General features: G+C 67.6%; 20 protein-coding genes. 11 read left to right on the top strand and 9 right to left on the bottom strand.

Annotated features, from left to right (window positions below; translation table 11 throughout):
* Positions 1-1011: a glycoside hydrolase family 3 N-terminal domain-containing protein gene (locus V2S85_RS09460; protein ID WP_330702612.1), complete on the bottom strand. Its 1011-nt coding sequence runs from the start codon at positions 1009-1011 to the stop codon at positions 1-3.
* Positions 1012-1226: 215 nt separating this feature from the next.
* Between V2S85_RS09460 and V2S85_RS09455 the strand changes: the two genes are divergently transcribed.
* Both V2S85_RS09455 and V2S85_RS09450 read left to right on the top strand, forming a co-directional pair.
* Entirely contained in the window at positions 1227-1628 is a 402-nt protein-coding gene (locus V2S85_RS09455) for a metallopeptidase family protein (RefSeq protein ID WP_330702611.1), read from the top strand.
* A gap of 68 nt (positions 1629-1696) precedes the next feature.
* Complete coding sequence (locus V2S85_RS09450) at positions 1697-3457, top strand: bifunctional metallophosphatase/5'-nucleotidase (protein WP_330702610.1); 1761 nt, start codon at positions 1697-1699, stop codon at positions 3455-3457.
* A 100-nt stretch (positions 3458-3557) separates the two neighbouring features.
* Here the strand turns inward: V2S85_RS09450 and V2S85_RS09445 are convergent, their stop codons facing one another.
* The 8 genes from V2S85_RS09445 to V2S85_RS09410 form a co-directional block, all read right to left on the bottom strand.
* On the bottom strand, positions 3558-4289 hold the full coding sequence (locus V2S85_RS09445) for a sigma-70 family RNA polymerase sigma factor (RefSeq protein ID WP_330702609.1): 732 nt from the start codon (positions 4287-4289) through the stop codon (positions 3558-3560).
* Entirely contained in the window at positions 4286-6352 is a 2067-nt protein-coding gene (locus V2S85_RS09440) for a flagellar biosynthesis protein FlhA (protein ID WP_419198183.1), read from the bottom strand. The genes V2S85_RS09445 and V2S85_RS09440 overlap by 4 nt, the downstream gene beginning before the upstream one ends.
* Positions 6353-6423: 71 nt before the next feature.
* Positions 6424-7272, bottom strand: a complete 849-nt coding sequence (locus tag V2S85_RS09435; protein WP_330702607.1) for a transglycosylase SLT domain-containing protein — start codon at positions 7270-7272, stop codon at positions 6424-6426.
* Between the two features lie 161 nt (positions 7273-7433).
* A complete protein-coding gene (locus V2S85_RS09430) occupies positions 7434-7760 on the bottom strand; it encodes a flagellar protein FlgN (protein ID WP_330702606.1) in 327 nt (108 codons plus the stop codon).
* Between the two features lie 2 nt (positions 7761-7762).
* The gene (flgM, locus tag V2S85_RS09425; RefSeq protein ID WP_330702605.1) at positions 7763-8059 is read right to left on the bottom strand and encodes a flagellar biosynthesis anti-sigma factor FlgM; all 297 of its coding nucleotides are present in this window, start codon (positions 8057-8059) and stop codon (positions 7763-7765) included.
* A 106-nt stretch (positions 8060-8165) separates the two neighbouring features.
* Entirely contained in the window at positions 8166-8654 is a 489-nt protein-coding gene (locus V2S85_RS09420) for a flagella basal body P-ring formation protein FlgA (protein ID WP_330702604.1), read from the bottom strand.
* Positions 8655-8695: 41 nt separating this feature from the next.
* Positions 8696-9100 (bottom strand): hypothetical protein, encoded by a 405-nt coding sequence (locus tag V2S85_RS09415; RefSeq protein ID WP_330702603.1) that lies wholly within the window; start codon positions 9098-9100, stop codon positions 8696-8698.
* Positions 9097-9741 carry a MotA/TolQ/ExbB proton channel family protein gene (locus tag V2S85_RS09410; protein WP_330702602.1) on the bottom strand — a complete coding sequence of 215 codons (645 nt, stop codon included), beginning with the start codon at positions 9739-9741 and terminating at the stop codon, positions 9097-9099. The genes V2S85_RS09415 and V2S85_RS09410 overlap by 4 nt, the downstream gene beginning before the upstream one ends.
* Before the next feature lie 292 nt (positions 9742-10033).
* On the opposite strand from V2S85_RS09410, the gene flgB reads away from it, so the two are divergent.
* The 9 genes from flgB to V2S85_RS09365 all read left to right on the top strand — a co-directional run bounded on the left by flgB (position 10034) and on the right by V2S85_RS09365 (position 15978).
* Complete coding sequence (flgB, locus tag V2S85_RS09405) at positions 10034-10381, top strand: flagellar basal body rod protein FlgB (protein ID WP_330702601.1); 348 nt, start codon at positions 10034-10036, stop codon at positions 10379-10381.
* Between the two features lie 15 nt (positions 10382-10396).
* Entirely contained in the window at positions 10397-10789 is a 393-nt protein-coding gene (gene flgC, locus V2S85_RS09400; protein WP_419198181.1) for a flagellar basal body rod protein FlgC, read from the top strand.
* Positions 10786-11097, top strand: a complete 312-nt coding sequence (locus tag V2S85_RS09395) for a flagellar hook assembly protein FlgD (RefSeq protein ID WP_330702599.1) — start codon at positions 10786-10788, stop codon at positions 11095-11097. The genes flgC and V2S85_RS09395 overlap by 4 nt, the downstream gene beginning before the upstream one ends.
* 22 nt (positions 11098-11119) lie before the next feature.
* The gene (locus V2S85_RS09390) at positions 11120-11929 is read left to right on the top strand and encodes a flagellar hook-basal body complex protein (RefSeq protein ID WP_330702598.1); all 810 of its coding nucleotides are present in this window, start codon (positions 11120-11122) and stop codon (positions 11927-11929) included.
* 114 nt (positions 11930-12043) lie between these two features.
* Positions 12044-12787, top strand: coding sequence for a flagellar basal body rod protein FlgF (locus tag V2S85_RS09385; RefSeq protein ID WP_330702597.1), 744 nt, complete (start codon positions 12044-12046; stop codon positions 12785-12787).
* Between the two features lie 53 nt (positions 12788-12840).
* Positions 12841-13629, top strand: coding sequence for a flagellar basal-body rod protein FlgG (flgG, locus tag V2S85_RS09380; RefSeq protein ID WP_330702596.1), 789 nt, complete (start codon positions 12841-12843; stop codon positions 13627-13629).
* A 122-nt stretch (positions 13630-13751) separates the two neighbouring features.
* On the top strand, positions 13752-14381 hold the full coding sequence (locus V2S85_RS09375; protein ID WP_330702595.1) for a flagellar basal body L-ring protein FlgH: 630 nt from the start codon (positions 13752-13754) through the stop codon (positions 14379-14381).
* A 143-nt stretch (positions 14382-14524) separates the two neighbouring features.
* Positions 14525-15613: a flagellar basal body P-ring protein FlgI gene (locus V2S85_RS09370; protein WP_330702594.1), complete on the top strand. Its 1089-nt coding sequence runs from the start codon at positions 14525-14527 to the stop codon at positions 15611-15613.
* Positions 15610-15978: a rod-binding protein gene (locus V2S85_RS09365; protein ID WP_330702593.1), complete on the top strand. Its 369-nt coding sequence runs from the start codon at positions 15610-15612 to the stop codon at positions 15976-15978. Before V2S85_RS09370 ends, V2S85_RS09365 begins: the two co-directional genes overlap by 4 nt.
* Positions 15979-16128 lie beyond the last annotated feature (150 nt).

Here is a 16128-nt window from a genome sequence, read left to right as displayed (position 1 = left end):
TCAGGCAGCCTGAAGCGCCAGCAGGGCGTCGCGGCGGGCGAGCAGGTCGGCGTGGTCGGCCTCGGTAGCAGGACCGGTCATGGCCAGCGCCGCATCCAGGCGAGCGGCGGTTTCCGCAGCCATCACCGGCAGGGCCTGCGCGATGCCGACCATGTCGTCCATCTTCGCCCAGCAGTTGAGCGCGATGTCGCAGCCCGCCGCGATTCCCTGCGCCGCCAGTTCCGGAACGCTGCCGACAAGCGCCTGCATGTCGAGGTCGTCGGTCAGCAGCAGGCCGGAGAAGCCGATCGCCTTGCGGATGATCTCCTGCACCACGAAGGGCGAGAGCGTGCCCGGAAACTCGCCGTCCCACGCGGTGTAGCGCACATGCGCGGTCATGCCGATCGGGGTGGTGGAAAGCGCGCGAAACGGGGCGATGTCCAGCTCCAGTTCCTCGGCGGAGGCAGTGACGGTGGGCAGTTCCTTGTGGCTGTCCGCCAGCGCGCGGCCGTGGCCGGGAATGTGCTTGATGCAGCCCGCGACGCCCGAGCGGCCCAGCCCGTCGAGGATCGCCCGCCCCAGCGCGGCCACTTGCATAGGATCGGCACCGAGCGCGCGGTCGCCGGTGATGTCGTGCGCGCCGGGATGGCGCAAGTCGAGCGGCGGGTGGAGATCGACGCTGACGCCCGCTTCGGCCAGATCCAGCCCCAGCGCCTGCGCGTTCAGCCGCGCCGCCTCGATGGCGCTGGCGGGGGCGAGGCGATAGAGCCGGTCGAACGCCTCGCCGGGCGGGTAGGCGCCCCACGTCGGCGGCTTCATGCGCGCGACGCGGCCGCCTTCCTGGTCGATGCAGACGAACAGCCGGTCGCGCCCATGGATGGAGCGCAGTTCGTCGGTCAGCGCGCGGACCTGCACGCGGCTTTCGACGTTGCGGCCGAACAGGATGTAGCCCGCCGGATCGGCATCGCGGAAGAAGGCGCGCTCGTCGTCGGTGAGGGTCAGGCCGGAGAGGCCGAAGATTGCCGGAACCATGCCCGGTTTGGTCGCAGAAACGGCGCGGAATCGCAAGGAAGGCAAGGGGCGTGGGTGTGGATGGCGCTATGCTGCGGGGGCTTCGACAAGCTCAGCCTGAGCGGGATTTGAAGACCAGCTCTCAAACCCGCTCAGGCTGAGCTTGTCGAAGCCCCCTCGGACCATCCCGGAACGACGACTTACGCCGCGCTGCAAAACCTGCCACAACCCCGTCCATGACCCGCCGTTTCGGACCTCCCCCCTCCGCCGCCGAGTTCGAGGCCCTTGCCCACGCCGCCTTCGCGCGCATCCCCCAGCCTTTCGCCCGGCACCTCGACGGCATCACCGTCCACATCGAGGAATTCGCCGACGAGGAGGTGCTGCAGGACATGGGCATCGAGGATGCCTGGGAACTGACCGGCCTCTACCACGGCCGGCCGATGGACAGCGAATCGATCTGGCTTTCAGGCGACCTGCCGCCGCGCATCATGCTCTACCGCCAGCCGCTGCTGGCCGAATGGTGCGAAACCGGCGTGGACCTCGAAGACCTCGTCACGCATGTGGTGATCCACGAGGTCGGCCACCATTTCGGCCTGTCGGACGAGGACATGCATGCGCTGGAGGAACAGGTGCGCTGACAATCAGCACGCCCCGTCGGCGAAATTGGTCCTTGGTTTGCAACGTTTCGTTGCGATAGAGCCGGATCATGACCTCCCCCCGCTTCCGCGCCCTGCCGCTCCTCGCCCTCATCTTCGCCGCCGCCTGCGCTGCCCCGCAGGCCACACGGCAGGCATCGACGCCGCCTGCCGCCGTGCCGGTAGAAGTGGGCATCATCGCCATCAACGACTTCCACGGCGCGCTGGAGCCGCCGAAGGCCTCGGTCGATGCGCCCGGCCCTGACGGCAAGACCATCCCCGTACCTGCCGGCGGCGGTGCGTGGCTGGCCTCGGCGGTCGATTCGCTGAAAGCGGAGCATCCCAACAACGTCGTCGTCGCGGCAGGCGACCTGACCAGCGCCTCGCAGCTGGCCTCCTCGCTCCACCTCGACGAGCCGGCGGTCGGCGTGATGAACCGCATCGGCCTCGAATTCAACGCGGTGGGCAACCACGAGTTCGACCGCGGCCCCAAGGAACTGCTGCGCCTGCAGAACGGCGGCTGCGAGAAGAACACCCGTCTCCAGCCCTGCCAGCTGGAACAGTTCAAGGGCGCGACCTACAAGTACCTGTCCGCCGCCACCTACAAGGACGACGGCACCACCCTGTTCCCCGCCACCGGCCTCAAGACTTTCGGCGAAGGCGCGAGCAAGGTGACGATCGGCTTCGTCGGCCTGTCGCTCAAGACGGTGCCGCTGCTCGTTTCACCCGATCAGCTCAAGGGCCTGACCTTCGGCGACGAGGCCGAGGCGATCAACAAGGCGATCCCTGTGCTCAAGGCCGAGGGCGCCGACGCGGTCGTCGTACTGATCCACCAGGGCGGCACCACCACCGCCAAGGATCCCAATTCGTGCGATGGCTTCTCCGGCGACATCAAGCCGATCCTCGACAGGCTGAACCCCGGCGTCGACCTCGTCGTCTCGGGACATACGCACTGGCAGTACGTGTGCCAGTACGGGCAGTCGGGCGACGGTTCCCCGATCCTGCTGACCAGCGCGGGCGTCTACGGCAAGCTGGTGACCGACATCACCCTCACCATCGATCCGGCATCGCACAAGGTGATCGCCAAGAAGGCGCACAACGTCATCGTCCAGTCGCCCGGCTACAGCAGCGCCCGGGGTGACGTGCCCAACACCACCGCCTACCCCCAGTTTCAGCCGCGCGGGGACGTCGCGGAGTATGTCGCAAGCTACGTGAAGGATGCGGCGGGGCTGATTACCCGTCCGGTAGGCAAGCTGTCCGGCCCGGCCGCCAAGGGATCGAGCGAGAGCAACAACGGTGGCCCGCTGGGCAACCTGATCGCCGATTCGCAGGTTGCCGGGGCGAAGTCGGCGGGCTCGCAGATCGCCTTCACCAATCCCTTCGGCATCCGCGCGCCGATCGACCCGGCGGCGGACGGCACCGTCACCTTCGGGCAGGTCTACGCGGTGCAGCCGTTCAACAACGAACTGGTGACGATGACCCTGACCGGCGCGCAGGTGCGCGCAGTGATCGAGGACGGCCTGGATGACGACGGCGCCAAGCAGGTGCTGGCGGCGTCCTCCTCCGTGAAGTTCACCTACGACATGCGCCGCCCGGCACGCAGCCGCGTGGTGTCGCTGACCTTCAACGGCAAGCCGATCGATGCGGTCGCGAAGTACCGCGTGACCGTGGTGAACTTCCTCGCCGAAGGCGGCGACGGCTTCGCCACCTTCAAGCAGGGCACCGAGGTGGAACGCGGCATGATCGACAACGAGGCGTTCCAGGAATGGCTCGCGGCCGTGCCGGTACGTCAGGTGCCGCAGGAAAACCGCGCGGTGCGGCTGGACAAGTAATTCCCACTCATTCGTCATTGCGAGCGAAGCGAAGCAACCCAGGGCAGTACTACGCCGCCCTGGGTTGCTTCGCTTCGCTCGCAATGACGAAGAAGAAGATTCACAATACGTCCGCCACGCCCTTCAGGCTTTCGCGCAGCTTATCGATCGCCTGTGCCTTCAGTTGATGCACGCGCGGGATCGAAACCTGCAACACCTCGGCGATCTCGGCGAGGTTCAGTTCCTCGACGAAATAGAGCTGCACGATCAGCTTCAGCCGGTCCGGCAGGTCGGTGATCGCGGCGATGACCGCGCCGCGCATCTCAGCATCGGCCAGCATCGCGAAGCTGTCGGGCGTTTCCGTCGCGAAAGTCATCGACTGGTCGGAATAGACCTCGTCGATCGGCTCGAAGCGCATCGGGCGGGCAGCATCCTGCAGCGAGACCAGTTCACCCGCGCCCATGCCCATCGCCTGCGCCAGTTCGTCGGGCCTCGGATCGCGGCCAAGACGCCCGCGCAGCTGCGTCTCCTTATCGGCCAGCATCCGGCGACGCTCGGACGTCCCGCGCGTGCCCGGCGCGGCGCGGCGCACGAGGTCGACCATCGCCCCCCGCACCCGCATCTTGGCGTAGGCGGCGAAGCCGTCCTCGGTCGGCAGGTCGTGCTTCTGCGCGCATTCGGTGAGCGCGACGAGGCCGACCTGCACCAGATCCTCCAGTTCGATCCCCGGGCGCCCGGTGCCGTGGACGTGCCAGGCCTGCCGCTTGACCATCGGTAGGAAGCGCCGGACCCGGTCGGCGACATCGCCCCGGTAAGCGCTGCGGGCGGAGAACGACATCTGGTCGATATTCATGCGGCCCAACTTTCTTCAGAGGTGCTTTCTTCGTCAGGGGCGGGGAGGCCCATCGGCTCATGCGGCGGAGCGGCGGCGCCGATCACGTCGATCACTTCGATCGGCTGCGTCGCGGGCAATTCGGAGATCGAGAGGACGAGGCACCCCGGTGCGCGCAGGCGCAGCAGCGCGGCGAGCGCGCGGCGCGCCCTCGGCTGCACCACCAGCGCCAGCGGCAGGGCGTGCGGCCCGCGCATGTCGCCGAGGGCAACGATGCGCTCGCCGATCATGCGGGCGAGGTCGGGCTCGATCACCGGCTGGCCGGTCGCGGGATCGACCATGCCCTGCACGATCGCGCCCTCCAACCCGGCGTCGAGCGTCACCACCGGCAGCCGCTGCGTGGGCGAGCAGATGCGCCCGACGATCAGCGCGCCGAGGTCCGCGCGCACCAGTTCGACGAGGCGGTCGTGGTCCACCGTCTGCTGCACGGCGCGCGAAAGGCTGGCGAAGATCGGCACCAGATGCGCGATCGGGATGTAGTCCTCCAACAGCGCGCGCAGCAGGCGGGTGACGGCGGCGAGGCTCAGCGGCTGCGGCGTCACCGTCTCGACAAGCCCCGCCGAGTGGTCCTTCAGCGCCTCGATCAGCGCGCGCACCTGATCCGGGCCGAGCAGGTCCTGCGGCCGCGCCGAAAGCAGCTGGTTGAGGTGCGTGGCGATGACGGTGCCGGGATCGACGGTCAGGAACCCGTCCGCCGTCGCCTGATCGCGCGCGGCGGGGTCGATCCACATCGCCGGGCAGCCGAAGCTGGGGTCGAAGCAGGACTCGCCGCGCAGGGCGCTGCCGGGGCGGGCCTCTCCGGCATCGATGGCGAGCACCTTCTCCGCCCGCACCATCGCGCCGCCGAGGTTCACCCCGCCCAGCACGATGCGATATTCGTGCGGCGGCATGTCGAGCGCGTCGCGCACGCGGAACTGCGGGACGATGAAGCCGAAGCTCTGGCTCAACTGCTTGCGCACGCCGGTCACGCGGCTGACCAGCGGGGCGCCGCGCCGCTCGTCCACCAGCTGGACGAGGCCATAGCCCAGTTCGATGGTGACGAGGGTGTGGTCGGAGACATCCTCCAGCGTGATCTTCGACGGGTCGGGCGCGGCTTCGGGCAAGTCCTCCACCACCGGTGCGATCAGGGCGCGGTCGGCGCGCTTCTTGAGGCTGTGCCACAGCCAGAACGCCATCGCCGAGGCGGGCAGGAAGATCGACTGCGGCATCGCCGGGATCACCCCGATGGCGGCCAGCACCATGCCCACGGGCAGCCATGTGCCGGGCGAGGCGAACTGGCCGCCGATCTGCCCGGCAAGGCCCCGGCTGTCCGACACGCGGGTGACGATGATGGCCGCCGCGATCGACAGCAGCAGCGCGGGCACTTGCGCCACCAGCGCATCGCCGATCGCGAGCGTGATATAGGTCTGCGCGGCCTGCGAGGCGGACAGCCCGTGCGAGATCATGCCGAGGCAGAACCCCGCGACGATGTTGACGCCCAGGATCAGCAACGCGGCGATCGCATCGCCCTTCACGAACTTGGAGGAGCCGTCCATAGAGCCGTAGAAGTCGGCCTCGGTCGCGACTTCGCGGCGGCGCGCCTTGGCTTCGTCGGCGGTCATCAGCCCGGCGGCGAGGTCGGCGTCGATCGCCATCTGCTTGCCCGGCAACGCGTCCAGCGTGAAGCGCGCGGAGACTTCGGAAACACGGCCCGCGCCCTTGGTGACGACCACCAGGTTGATGATCATCAGGATCAGGAACACGAAGATCCCGACCGCGAAGTTGCCGCCGATCAGGAAGGCGCCGAAGCTCTCGATCACCTTGCCCGCCGCCGCCTCGCCCTCGTGCCCGTGAACCAGCACGACGCGGGTGGAGGCGACATTGAGCGCCAGCCGCAGCAGCGTCGCGAAGAGCAGGACCGAGGGGAAGGCCGAGAAGTCGAGCGGCTTTTCCGCATTCATCGCCGCCATCAGCACCGCCACCGACAGCGCGATGTTGAGCACGAACGAGACGTCCAGCACGATCGCCGGAACCGGCACGATCATCAGGCAGATGAGAACGAGGATACCCGCCGGAAGCGCAATCGCCCCCGGGTTGCCGATCCGCGACAGCAGATTCACAAACCGAGCCTCGCAAGCTTGGCGTATGCGGCGCGGACATTCTCGGGAGCGGATGTGCTGGAACCTCCGAAGGCGGCGGCGAGGGTTTCGGACATCGGGCGCTGCGGCGTCGCCGTTTGCGGCTGGTTCTGGTGGAATTCTCGCGCGAGCGGCCCGGCGTGGGCGTCGAGCCCGGCAGTCTGGTAGCCGATCTGCGGGTTGGCCCAGTCTATCGTCGTGGACGGCGTGTAACCGCCCTCCATCGCACCCTGCACCTTGTCGCGGATCAGCGCCATGACCCCGCCGACCGAGCGCGGCGCAGAGCCCGCGAAGAAGATGCCGCGATTGGCGGCGGCGGCCTTGGGCAACAATGCGACGGCGCTCTGGGTGGAATCGGCAGCGAGCGCCTCCAGGAACTTGCCCGCTCCGGCCGAACCGAGGAAATGCGCGAGGTACAGTTCGGAGGCATCCGGCTCGCGCCCCAGCCGGGCGGTGAGGTCGGCGCGGTTGTCGGCCGCAAGATGTCCCGCCATCAGCGCCGAGACTTCGGGGTCGTAGCGCATCGCCATGACCTGCGCGCGGCCGGTCGGCGTGCCGAGCGCGTCGTTAACCCAGCCCATGCCGTGCTCGGCGCCGTGGCGGCCCATCGTCGCGGTCCAAGTGCCGGAGGTGAACTGGTAGAGCCCCGCCGCGCTGGAGGTGCTGGCGCGAGCGGCCGGGTTGAGGCTGGACTCGATCTTGGCCTGGGCCAGCAGGTAGTCGAAGTCGACCCCGGTGGCCTGCGCGGCCTTGGCGATGGCATCGCGCACTTGCGCGCCTGCCGCCGCAAGCGTGCCAAGGCCGCTGAGAACCCGTCCGTCACTCAAGATGCTGCTCCCGGCTAAAGTGGTTGCCGGGCAGTTTCAGCAAGAGGTGTGCCAAGCGGCTCCCCCCGCCACCCGTGAGCGAAACGAAGCGAAGCAACCCAGGGCAGCACTACGCCGCCCTGGGTTGCTTCGCTTCGCTCGCAATGACGAAAGATTAGGTATCAGGCCCTCGCCATCGCCGCGTAGCCCTTGGGAATGCGATAGAGCTGCGGGCTCCCGGTCAAGGCATTCAGGCGGCGCGAGACATTGGCGGCGATGATATTGCGCACCTGCCGGTTGACCTCGTTCAGCCGCCGCGCGGTGTCGAGCATCGAGCGGCATTCCTCGTCCAGTTCGGGCGCGCCGAAAGCGTCTATGGCCCCGCACAGGCGGTCCTTGTCGCGTGTGGTCCCGACGATCGCATCGAGGTCGAGAGCGGCAAGCGCCTGCCGTTCCTCTTCCAGAACGGCAAGCATCTGCCGCAGGCTCTCGCGAAGGTCGGAAGTCATCATCAGTGTCCTGTCCTCAACAGCATTCCGGCCGCGATCATGGCGTCGGCGATCTTGGCCGGGACCAAGGGATAGGTCCCGGATTCCACCGCCTGGCGGATGAGTGCGACGCGGTCGGTGTCGACCGGGGCCTTGCCGGCCGCCAGCGCCTGGGAAGTCTCGATCGACGGAGCGGCCGAGACGGTTGAACTGGTCGTCGCCTTCGCGACGGTCGTGGTCGTGTCACCGCCCGTCACGCGGGCCAGCCTGCTTTCGATAGCGCCGACGCGCTGCGCAGACCCCACTTCGATTGGTGGCATGTTGCCGCTCCTTGAGATGTCCTGAACCCCAGAACGGCAAGGGCGGCGGGCTTTTTAGGGCGGCATCGAAAATAGAGCGGCAGAATTTTGCCGGAAGGCGGCAATCTTACGGCAAGGGCACCGAAACCAGCCCCGGCCGCTCGATCCGCGCGCGCATCACATCGCCGCGCGCGACGGTGCCGGAGACCGGGCGGACCTTGATCCACCCGCCGACCGGGCCGGACTCCATCGCCTCGCCAGGCTGGGAGACGGTGAAGCCTTCGCCCGAAACGGCGATCGACACGGCATCGCCGCGCGCAATCGCGATCGGCCCGGCTTGCGCCGCTCCCCCGGCGCTGCGGACCGGCACGAAGATACGCCAGCCGCCCGCATCGCCGCACTGGACGACGACACTGTCCTGCGCGGGCGTGCGCCATGACAGCGCCATGCCGGTGCGGCAGGGCCGCAGGCGCAACCTCCGGTCAACCGGCGTGATCGCGCCTCCCGCCTGCCCGACCTGGGCACCGGTAAAGGCGACGACCTGCCGGTCTATGGCATCGAGATCGGCGAACTGCGCCGAGACAGTGGCGGCGAGCACCACGAGACTGAGGGACATTCTAGGGAGCGACCTCCAAGGCGATGAACAGGTTCACCCCCTCAAGGAGCAAGTCCCGTGCCATTCGGCGTATCGTAAGCGAGCGCCACGCGGGCAGGTCCGCCGCCCGGTTCCACGACGATCCGCGCGGCGCGGCCCGCCTGCCCCGCTTCCTCCAGCAGCCGCGCGGCTTCGCGCAAGGCCGCCTCTCGCGCACCGGGCCGCGGCCCGTAACGCGTGATGATAGTCAGCTGCTGGCGCGGATCGGCGGCCTGCTGCGCCAGCCAGTCGTCAAGGCGCGGTGCGCCGGATGCGGCTTCGTAGACCGCCACCGGCTCCGACTGCGGCGAGGCCCGGTCGGGCTGCTTTGCAGGCGGCCGCTGGTGCAGCGCCGCAGCGGCAAGCATGAACAGGATCAGCGAAAGATCGGCAAGCGAGGTCTGCCAGCCGAAGGAACCATGCTTCATCGCTTCGCCTCCAGCAGGTGCGGCAGCGCGCCGACGACCTGCTTCTGAAGCCAGTCGAGCACGCGCTGGCGCTCGCCCTCCTCGCGCGCGGCGCGGCGGGCGATCATGCGGCCGACCGGCGCGAACAGCAGGTTGCCGAGCAGAAGCCCGTAGAGCGTCGTCAGCACCGCCATCGAGATCGCGCTGGTGAAATCCGCCGCTGCATCCGGGTTGGCGGGCAGGCGGGTGAGCGACACCAACGTTCCGGCAAGGCCGAACACCGGCGACAACTCCGCCGCCTGGTCGAACGTGCGGATGGCGCGCCGGCTTTCACGCAGACGGCGGCGCTTGTGCGCGACGTGGGCCTCCTGCAGCGCCTCGATCGAGCGTGAGCCGATCAGGGCGTCGGTGACGTCGTCGATCTCGGCGTCGCCAACATGGTGCGGTTCGGCGCGGATGACGCCGTCCTGCTGGATTTCCTGAACCTGCGTCGCCAGTTCGGCCCTTGCTCGCGAGGCCTTGAAGCGCGGCTGAAACAGCCGCCCCGCCGCGCCGAGCGCCGCACTCGTATCGCCCAGCCCGCAGCGCAAAACGGTGGCAAGGCAGGTGCCCCCCACGACGATCGATGCGCCGAGCGGGTCGAACAGGGTGGAGAAAAGCATCCGGACAAGTCCTCCTTTTGAAGACATAGAACGTCAGCGAAGCGACGATTTCAGGCGGCAGCGCGGATTTGCCGCCGACCGGCAAAGGTTTGCCGCCTTCCTCTTCGTCATTGCGAGCGCAGCGAAGCAATCCAGGGCCGTTGTGCGCCGCCCTGGATTGCTTCGCTGCGCTCGCAATGACGGAAAAGGGGCGCTTTCACGCGGTTCGTCCAGCCTTCTCCCAACAGCTGCAACCGTTTGGCACGCCCTTTGCGAAGTACCCGGCAACACAGTTTTCGGGACCGCAAAACCCATGTCGCAAGACCTTTTCGGAATACACGGCAAGGCGCTGGAGCTGCGTTCGCAGCGCATGGGCCTGATCGCCTCGAACATCGCCAATGCCGGCACGCCGGGCTACAAGGCAAAGGACATCGACTTCTCGGCCGCGATCCGCGCCGCCGACAAGGGCGCTGACGCCGATCAGGCCGCCAAGGGCGCCGAACTCTACCGCGTGCCAGTGATGCCTTCGCTCGACGGCAACACGGTGGAACTGCAGAACGAGCAGCTTGCCTTCTCGGAGAACGCGGTCGGCTATTCGGCCACGCTCGATTTCATTCGCGGACGGGTCGACACCGTCAAGCGCGCGCTGCGGGGCGAATAAGCTATGAGCAGCCCGATGAACCTCTTCGGCGTCGCCCAGAAGGGCATGTCGGCACAGCTGGTGCGGATGAACGCGGCGGCCTCGAACCTTGCCAACGCAGGGTCCGTCTCGGCCACAGAGGACGACGCCTACAAGCCGATCCGCGCCGTCTTCTCCGAGGATCTGGACCGCGCCAGCGGCCTCGCCTCGGTGAAGGTCAGCGGCGTGGTGCGCGAAAAGGCCGCCGCGGTGCGCCAGCACAACCCCGATCACCCGCTCGCCGATGCCAATGGCGACGTGTGGACCGCTCCGGTCGATGAGAACGCGGAAATGGTCGAGATGCTCGAAGCCTCGCGCCAATACCAGAACATGGTCGAGGCCCTTTCCACCGCCAAGCAGCTGATGCTCGACACCCTGAGGATGAAATGACCGTCAATCCCGTAACCTCGACCACGGCAACTTCGACCGTGAAGGCCAAGAACTCGCTCGCCGATCTCGATTCGGGGGACTTCATCAAGCTGATGACGGCCCAGCTCAAGCAGCAGGACCCGACGAACCCGACCGACAACAACGAAATGCTGGCCCAGATGGCGCAGTTCTCCTCGCTCGCGAGCAGCACCAGGAGCGGCGAGACGCTGCAGTCGATCGCCGACAAGCTCGACAAGGTCGTCTCGGCGCAGAACGACACCGCCGCCGCCATCGCCAAGCTCGCCGCTTCTCAGACCCCCTCTGCCTGACCCTCATTTTCGGAGATAACAGATGTCCTACTACACCTCGCTCACCGGCCTGAAGAACGCGCAGACCGACCTCAACGTCATCTCGCACAACATCGCCAATGCCGAGACCAACGGCTTCAAGAAGAGCAACACCCAGTTCGCCGACATCATCTCGTCCTCGGTCATCACCGACCCCTCGCTGACCGTGGGTATCGGCTCTCGCGTGGCGGAAATCCGCCAGAACTTCGGCGTTGGGGCGATCGAGCAGACCGGCAATGCGCTTGACCTCGCGATCGGCGGCGAAGGCTTCTTCACCACCGCCTCGCCGATCTCGGGCCAGACCACCTACACCCGCAACGGCGCGTTCAGCGTGGACGGCAACGGCTACATCAAGAATGCCGAGGGCGGCCGTCTGCAGGTGTTCCCGAACACGAACGGCACCGTCAACACTGCGACCCATCAGGATGCGCTGGTCGCCCCGCAGAATGCCGCCGGTTCGACGCTGGCGAGCGTGACGATCGACAACGAGGGCCAGGTCGTCGCCTCCTACGACGACGGCACCAACACCAATATCGGCACTCTGGCGCTCGCCAACTTCACCGCGCCGACGGGACTGAAGCAGGTCGGCGATTCCAGCTGGAAGGTCACCGGAAAGTCCGGCCCGGCCGCTTACGGTGCCCCGGGTTCGGGCGCTTTCGGGTCGATCAACTCGGGCTCGCTGGAGCGCTCCAACGTCGATATCGCCGAGGAACTCGTCGATCTCATCAGCGCGCAGCGGTACTTCCAGGCCAATGCGAAGGCGATCGATACCGCCACGCAGATCTCGCAGACCGTCATCAACCTGCGCACGTAAGGCGCTGTAACCCTTCGACAAGCTCAGGGTGAGCGGGGGTAGGACCTCCCAACCCCGCTCAGGCTGAGCCTGTCGAAGCCCCTGCTACAAGCACTGCCCCCCAAAGGACAGACCATGGACCGCCTTATCTACACCGCCGTCTCGGGCATGAACGCCTCGATGAACCGCGAGCGTGTCATCGCCAGCAACATGGCGAACGCACAAACCATTGGTTTCAAAGCGGAAATCCTGCAGGCGACACCCACCACACTGGAAGGCCCACAGCTTGAAGTGCGCGCGCTTTCGAGCGCGGAGGTGTCGGCGGCGTCGATGAAGGCGGGCGGGCTCAACCGTACGGGCCAGCCGCTCGACGTGGCGATGCAGGGCGATGCCATGCTCGCGGTGCAGGCGCCGGACGGGCAGGAAAGCTACACCCGGCGCGGCGATCTCTCGATCACCGTGACCGGAGTGCTGCAGAACGGCGACGGGCTACCGGTCATCGGTCAGTCCGGCCCGATCACCGTGCCGCCGGGTTCGAAAGTCACCATCGGGCCGGACGGCGGAGTGCTCGCCAGCGATCCCGATACGCCCGATGCCGCGCCGCAAGTGCTTGATAAGCTTAAGCTCGTCAGCACCGCCGGCACCGAGATCGCCAAGGACATCGCGGGCCAGTTCCGCGTGCCGAACGGCGGAATCCTGCCGGTGGACGAGAACGCTCAGGTGATTCCCGGAGCCCTCGAACAGTCCAACGTAAACCCTTCCGAAGTACTGACGGAGATGATCGCGGCGCAGCGGCTTTTCGACATGCGCACCAAGCTGGTGAAGACCGCGGGCGATCTCGACGAGGCCGGAGCGCGCCTCATGCGGCTCGACGGATAGAGCCGACATAAACCGACATGAACCGACACAGGCCGACATAGAGGATACACACCATGCCCAGTTCCGCACTTCAGGTCGCCCGCACTGGTCTAGAGGCACAGGACACGCGCATGCGCGTGATCGCCAACAATCTGGCGAACGTCTCGACCACCGCCTTCAAGCGCGACCGCGCGAATTTCGAGACGCTGGCCTACCAGGACACCCGTGTCGCCGGCGCCCAGTCCTCGACCGAGACCGCCTATGCGACCGGCCTCAATCTCGGCACCGGCGTCGCCGTGCAGTCGACCACGCGGATGGAGACGCAGGGTTCGCTCCAGACCACCGGCAATGCGCTCGACCTTGCGCTCGACGGCGATGGCTACTTCCAGATCCAGATGCCGGGCGGGCAGCTCGGCTATACCCGCGCGGGCAACTTCAGCCGCACCGCCGAGGGCCAGCTGGTGACCTCGCAGGGTTACCCCGTGCAGCCCGGCATCACCGTGCCCGAGGGCGCGACCTCGATCACGGTGTCCGACGACGGCACCGTCTCGGCGACGCTGCAGGGGCAGTCGGAGCCGACGCAGCTGGGGCAGATCACCATCGCCAGCTTCACCAACCCGGTGGCGCTGCAGGCCGCCAGCGACAACTTCATGCTCGAGACCGCAGGCAGCGGCCCCGCACAGATCGGCCCGGCGGGCGAGCAGGGGCGCGGGCATATCCGTCAGGGCATGCTCGAAGCCTCGAACGTCAACGTCGTCGAGGAACTGGTCGACATGATCGAAACGCAGCGCGCCTACGAGATCAACTCGAAGATGATCTCGGCCGTGGACGAGATGCTGCGCAACGCCAACCAGACGCTGTGATGAAAAGGACGCGTTCCCTCATCTCCCCTCCGCTCGTCATTGCGAGCGCAGCGAAGCAATCCAGAGGTCCGCGCACCGCCGCCCTGGGTTGCTTCGTCGCTTCGCTCCTCGCAATGACGGGGATGAGTGCCCCTGCGCTGGCCAAGAAGGAGCCCAAGCCCTCCGGCTTCGAGCCCACCCTGCCCGTCGCCGCGCCCATCGCGCCGGTGGCGGCGAACGGCTCGATCTTCGCCGCCTCGGCCGGTTACGCGGCGCTCTATCAGGGCACCCGCGCCGCGCGCGTGGGCGATCCGCTGACGATCCTGCTGGTCGAGAGCACCACCGCCTCCAAGGCGGTCAGCTCCAAGAGCGGCAAGTCCGGCTCGCTCGGCGTCACCCCGCCGACCAAGGGGCTGATCTCGAAGCTGCTCGACGCCGATGCGCTGAAGGCGGGGTCCAACTCCACCTTCACCGGACAAGGCAGCGCGGCGCAGACCTCCTCGCTCAGCAGCACGCTGTCAGTGACGATCGCCGAAGTGCGCTCCAACGGCACCGCGCTGGTGCGGGGCGAGAAGAAGATGCTCATCAGCCAGGGCGACGAATGGGTGCGCTTCTCCGGCATCGTGCGGCTGGCGGACATCGATCAGGAGAACCAGATCGCGTCCGACCGCGTGGCCGATGCCCGCATCGAATATACCGGCAAGGGCGCGCTGCAGCAGGCCAGCAAGCAGGGCTGGCTGGGCCGGTTCTTCAACAAGATATCACCGTTCTGATGAGGCCCGACGTGACCTTGCAGCTTTCCCTCCCCTCGTCATTGCGAGGCCCGCAGGGCCGAAGCAATCCAGAGCGGCGTGGCTCCGCCCTGGGTTGCTTCGCTTCGCTCGCAATGACGAGGTGGGGTGGGGCGAAGTGGGGGATGTTGCTGGCGCTGCTCTTCGCTGCATTCACCACGCTCACCACCCCCGCCCACGCCGAGCGCGTCCGCGATCTCGGCCAGTTCCAGGGCGTGCGCACCAACCAGCTGACCGGCTACGGCGTCGTCGTCGGCCTGCCCGGCACCGGCGACGACAACCTCGAATACCTGACGCAGGCGATGAAGGGCGTTTCGGGCCGCATGGGCCTGACCCTGCCGCCGGGCGTGGCCCCCGGCCTCAAGAACGCCGCCGCCGTGATGATAACCGCCGACCTGCCCGCCTTCGCCAAGCCCGGCCAGCGCATCGACGTCACCGTCTCCACCATCGGCAAGGCCAAGTCCCTGCGCGGCGGCGCGCTGATCCTGTCGCCGCTCTACGGCGCCGACGGCCAGATCTACGCAATGGCGCAAGGCAACCTGGCGGTCGGCGGGCTGGACGCCTCGGGCAAGGACGGCTCCAAGGTCACCGTCAACATCCCCACCGTGGGCCGCATCGCCGAAGGGGCCAGCGTCGAACGCGCCGTCGCCACCGGCTTCGATGCGGGCGACACCTTGCGCTGGAACCTGTTCGAGGCCGACTTCCTCACCGCCGCGCGGGTGCGCGACGCGATCAACAGCCGCGTGCCCGGCATCGCCTCGGTCGAGGACGGCGTGACGCTGGCCCTGCGCATGCCCGCCGATCCCGACAGCCGCGCCAGCATGATGGCCGCGATCGAGATGATCGACGTGAACCCGGCCGAAACCGCCGCGCGCGTCATCGTCAACAGCCGCACCGGCACCGTCGTCATCAATTCCGCCGTGCGCCTTTCGCCCGCCGCCATCAGCCACGGCAAGCTTACCGTACGCGTGGAGGAGAACGAGCGCGTCTCGCAGCCCGGCCCGTTCAGCGGCGGCAGCACCCGCACCGAAAACCGCTCCAACGTCTCGGTGGAGGAGGAGAACCGCTCGGTCGCGCTGTTCCGGGGCGGGGCCTCGCTGTCCAAGGTGGTCGATGCGCTCAACATGCTGGGGGTGACGCCGTCCGACCTCGTGGCGATCCTCGAAGCCCTGAAGCAGGCGGGGGCGCTGAAGGCGGAGATGGTGGTGATATGAGCACGATCCTCCCCCCCGCTTCGGGCATGACAGTGAAGACCGAGCAGACCGACCGCGAAAAGCTGCACACCGTCGCCAAGCAGTTCGAGGCCGTGTTCCTGCGCCAGATGCTGAGCGCCGCGCGCGCCACCTCGTTCGGCGGGGATGGCGGCGCGGGCGACATCTCGGGCGGGCAGGCGATGGAAACCTTCCGCCAGTTGCAGGACGAACACTTCGCGGACGCCACGGCGGATACCGGCACCATCGGTCTGGCGAAAATGCTGGAAGCGCAGATGGCGCGGTTCGTGGATGGTCCTTCGACAAGCTCAGGACGAGCGGAAGGTGGTGCTGAAACCACGCCGGACGCGAACCCGAAGGCCAAGTGACCCGCTCGCACCCCATCCCCCGCCGCCGTCCCCCTTTCGCCCAACCCTCGCCCCCTTCTTTCGTCCGCCCCCTCACCTCGTCATTGCGAGCGCAGCGAAGCAATCCAGGGCCGCGTAAACCGCCCTGGATTGCTTCGCTGCGCTCGCAAT

The organism is Novosphingobium resinovorum, assembly GCF_036352595.1.
GTDB lineage: Bacteria > Pseudomonadota > Alphaproteobacteria > Sphingomonadales > Sphingomonadaceae > Novosphingobium > Novosphingobium resinovorum_B.
This window is presented reverse-complemented; position numbering and strand designations above follow the sequence as displayed.

Coding starts and splice junctions, on each gene's coding strand:
- V2S85_RS09460 (WP_330702612.1), bottom strand. CDS start 1,011: ATGGTTCCGGCAATCTTCGGCCTCTCCGGCCTGACCCTCACCGACGAC.
- V2S85_RS09455 (WP_330702611.1), top strand. CDS start 1,227: ATGACCCGCCGTTTCGGACCTCCCCCCTCCGCCGCCGAGTTCGAGGCC.
- V2S85_RS09450 (WP_330702610.1), top strand. CDS start 1,697: ATGACCTCCCCCCGCTTCCGCGCCCTGCCGCTCCTCGCCCTCATCTTC.
- V2S85_RS09445 (WP_330702609.1), bottom strand. CDS start 4,289: ATGAATATCGACCAGATGTCGTTCTCCGCCCGCAGCGCTTACCGGGGC.
- V2S85_RS09440 (WP_419198183.1), bottom strand. CDS start 6,352: ATGATCGTGCCGGTTCCGGCGATCGTGCTGGACGTCTCGTTCGTGCTC.
- V2S85_RS09430 (WP_330702606.1), bottom strand. CDS start 7,760: ATGACTTCCGACCTTCGCGAGAGCCTGCGGCAGATGCTTGCCGTTCTG.
- flgM (WP_330702605.1), bottom strand. CDS start 8,059: ATGCCACCAATCGAAGTGGGGTCTGCGCAGCGCGTCGGCGCTATCGAA.
- V2S85_RS09420 (WP_330702604.1), bottom strand. CDS start 8,654: ATGTCCCTCAGTCTCGTGGTGCTCGCCGCCACTGTCTCGGCGCAGTTC.
- V2S85_RS09415 (WP_330702603.1), bottom strand. CDS start 9,100: ATGAAGCATGGTTCCTTCGGCTGGCAGACCTCGCTTGCCGATCTTTCG.
- V2S85_RS09410 (WP_330702602.1), bottom strand. CDS start 9,741: ATGCTTTTCTCCACCCTGTTCGACCCGCTCGGCGCATCGATCGTCGTG.
- flgB (WP_330702601.1), top strand. CDS start 10,034: ATGTCGCAAGACCTTTTCGGAATACACGGCAAGGCGCTGGAGCTGCGT.
- flgC (WP_419198181.1), top strand. CDS start 10,397: ATGAACCTCTTCGGCGTCGCCCAGAAGGGCATGTCGGCACAGCTGGTG.
- V2S85_RS09395 (WP_330702599.1), top strand. CDS start 10,786: ATGACCGTCAATCCCGTAACCTCGACCACGGCAACTTCGACCGTGAAG.
- V2S85_RS09390 (WP_330702598.1), top strand. CDS start 11,120: ATGTCCTACTACACCTCGCTCACCGGCCTGAAGAACGCGCAGACCGAC.
- V2S85_RS09385 (WP_330702597.1), top strand. CDS start 12,044: ATGGACCGCCTTATCTACACCGCCGTCTCGGGCATGAACGCCTCGATG.
- flgG (WP_330702596.1), top strand. CDS start 12,841: ATGCCCAGTTCCGCACTTCAGGTCGCCCGCACTGGTCTAGAGGCACAG.
- V2S85_RS09375 (WP_330702595.1), top strand. CDS start 13,752: ATGAGTGCCCCTGCGCTGGCCAAGAAGGAGCCCAAGCCCTCCGGCTTC.
- V2S85_RS09370 (WP_330702594.1), top strand. CDS start 14,525: ATGTTGCTGGCGCTGCTCTTCGCTGCATTCACCACGCTCACCACCCCC.
- V2S85_RS09365 (WP_330702593.1), top strand. CDS start 15,610: ATGAGCACGATCCTCCCCCCCGCTTCGGGCATGACAGTGAAGACCGAG.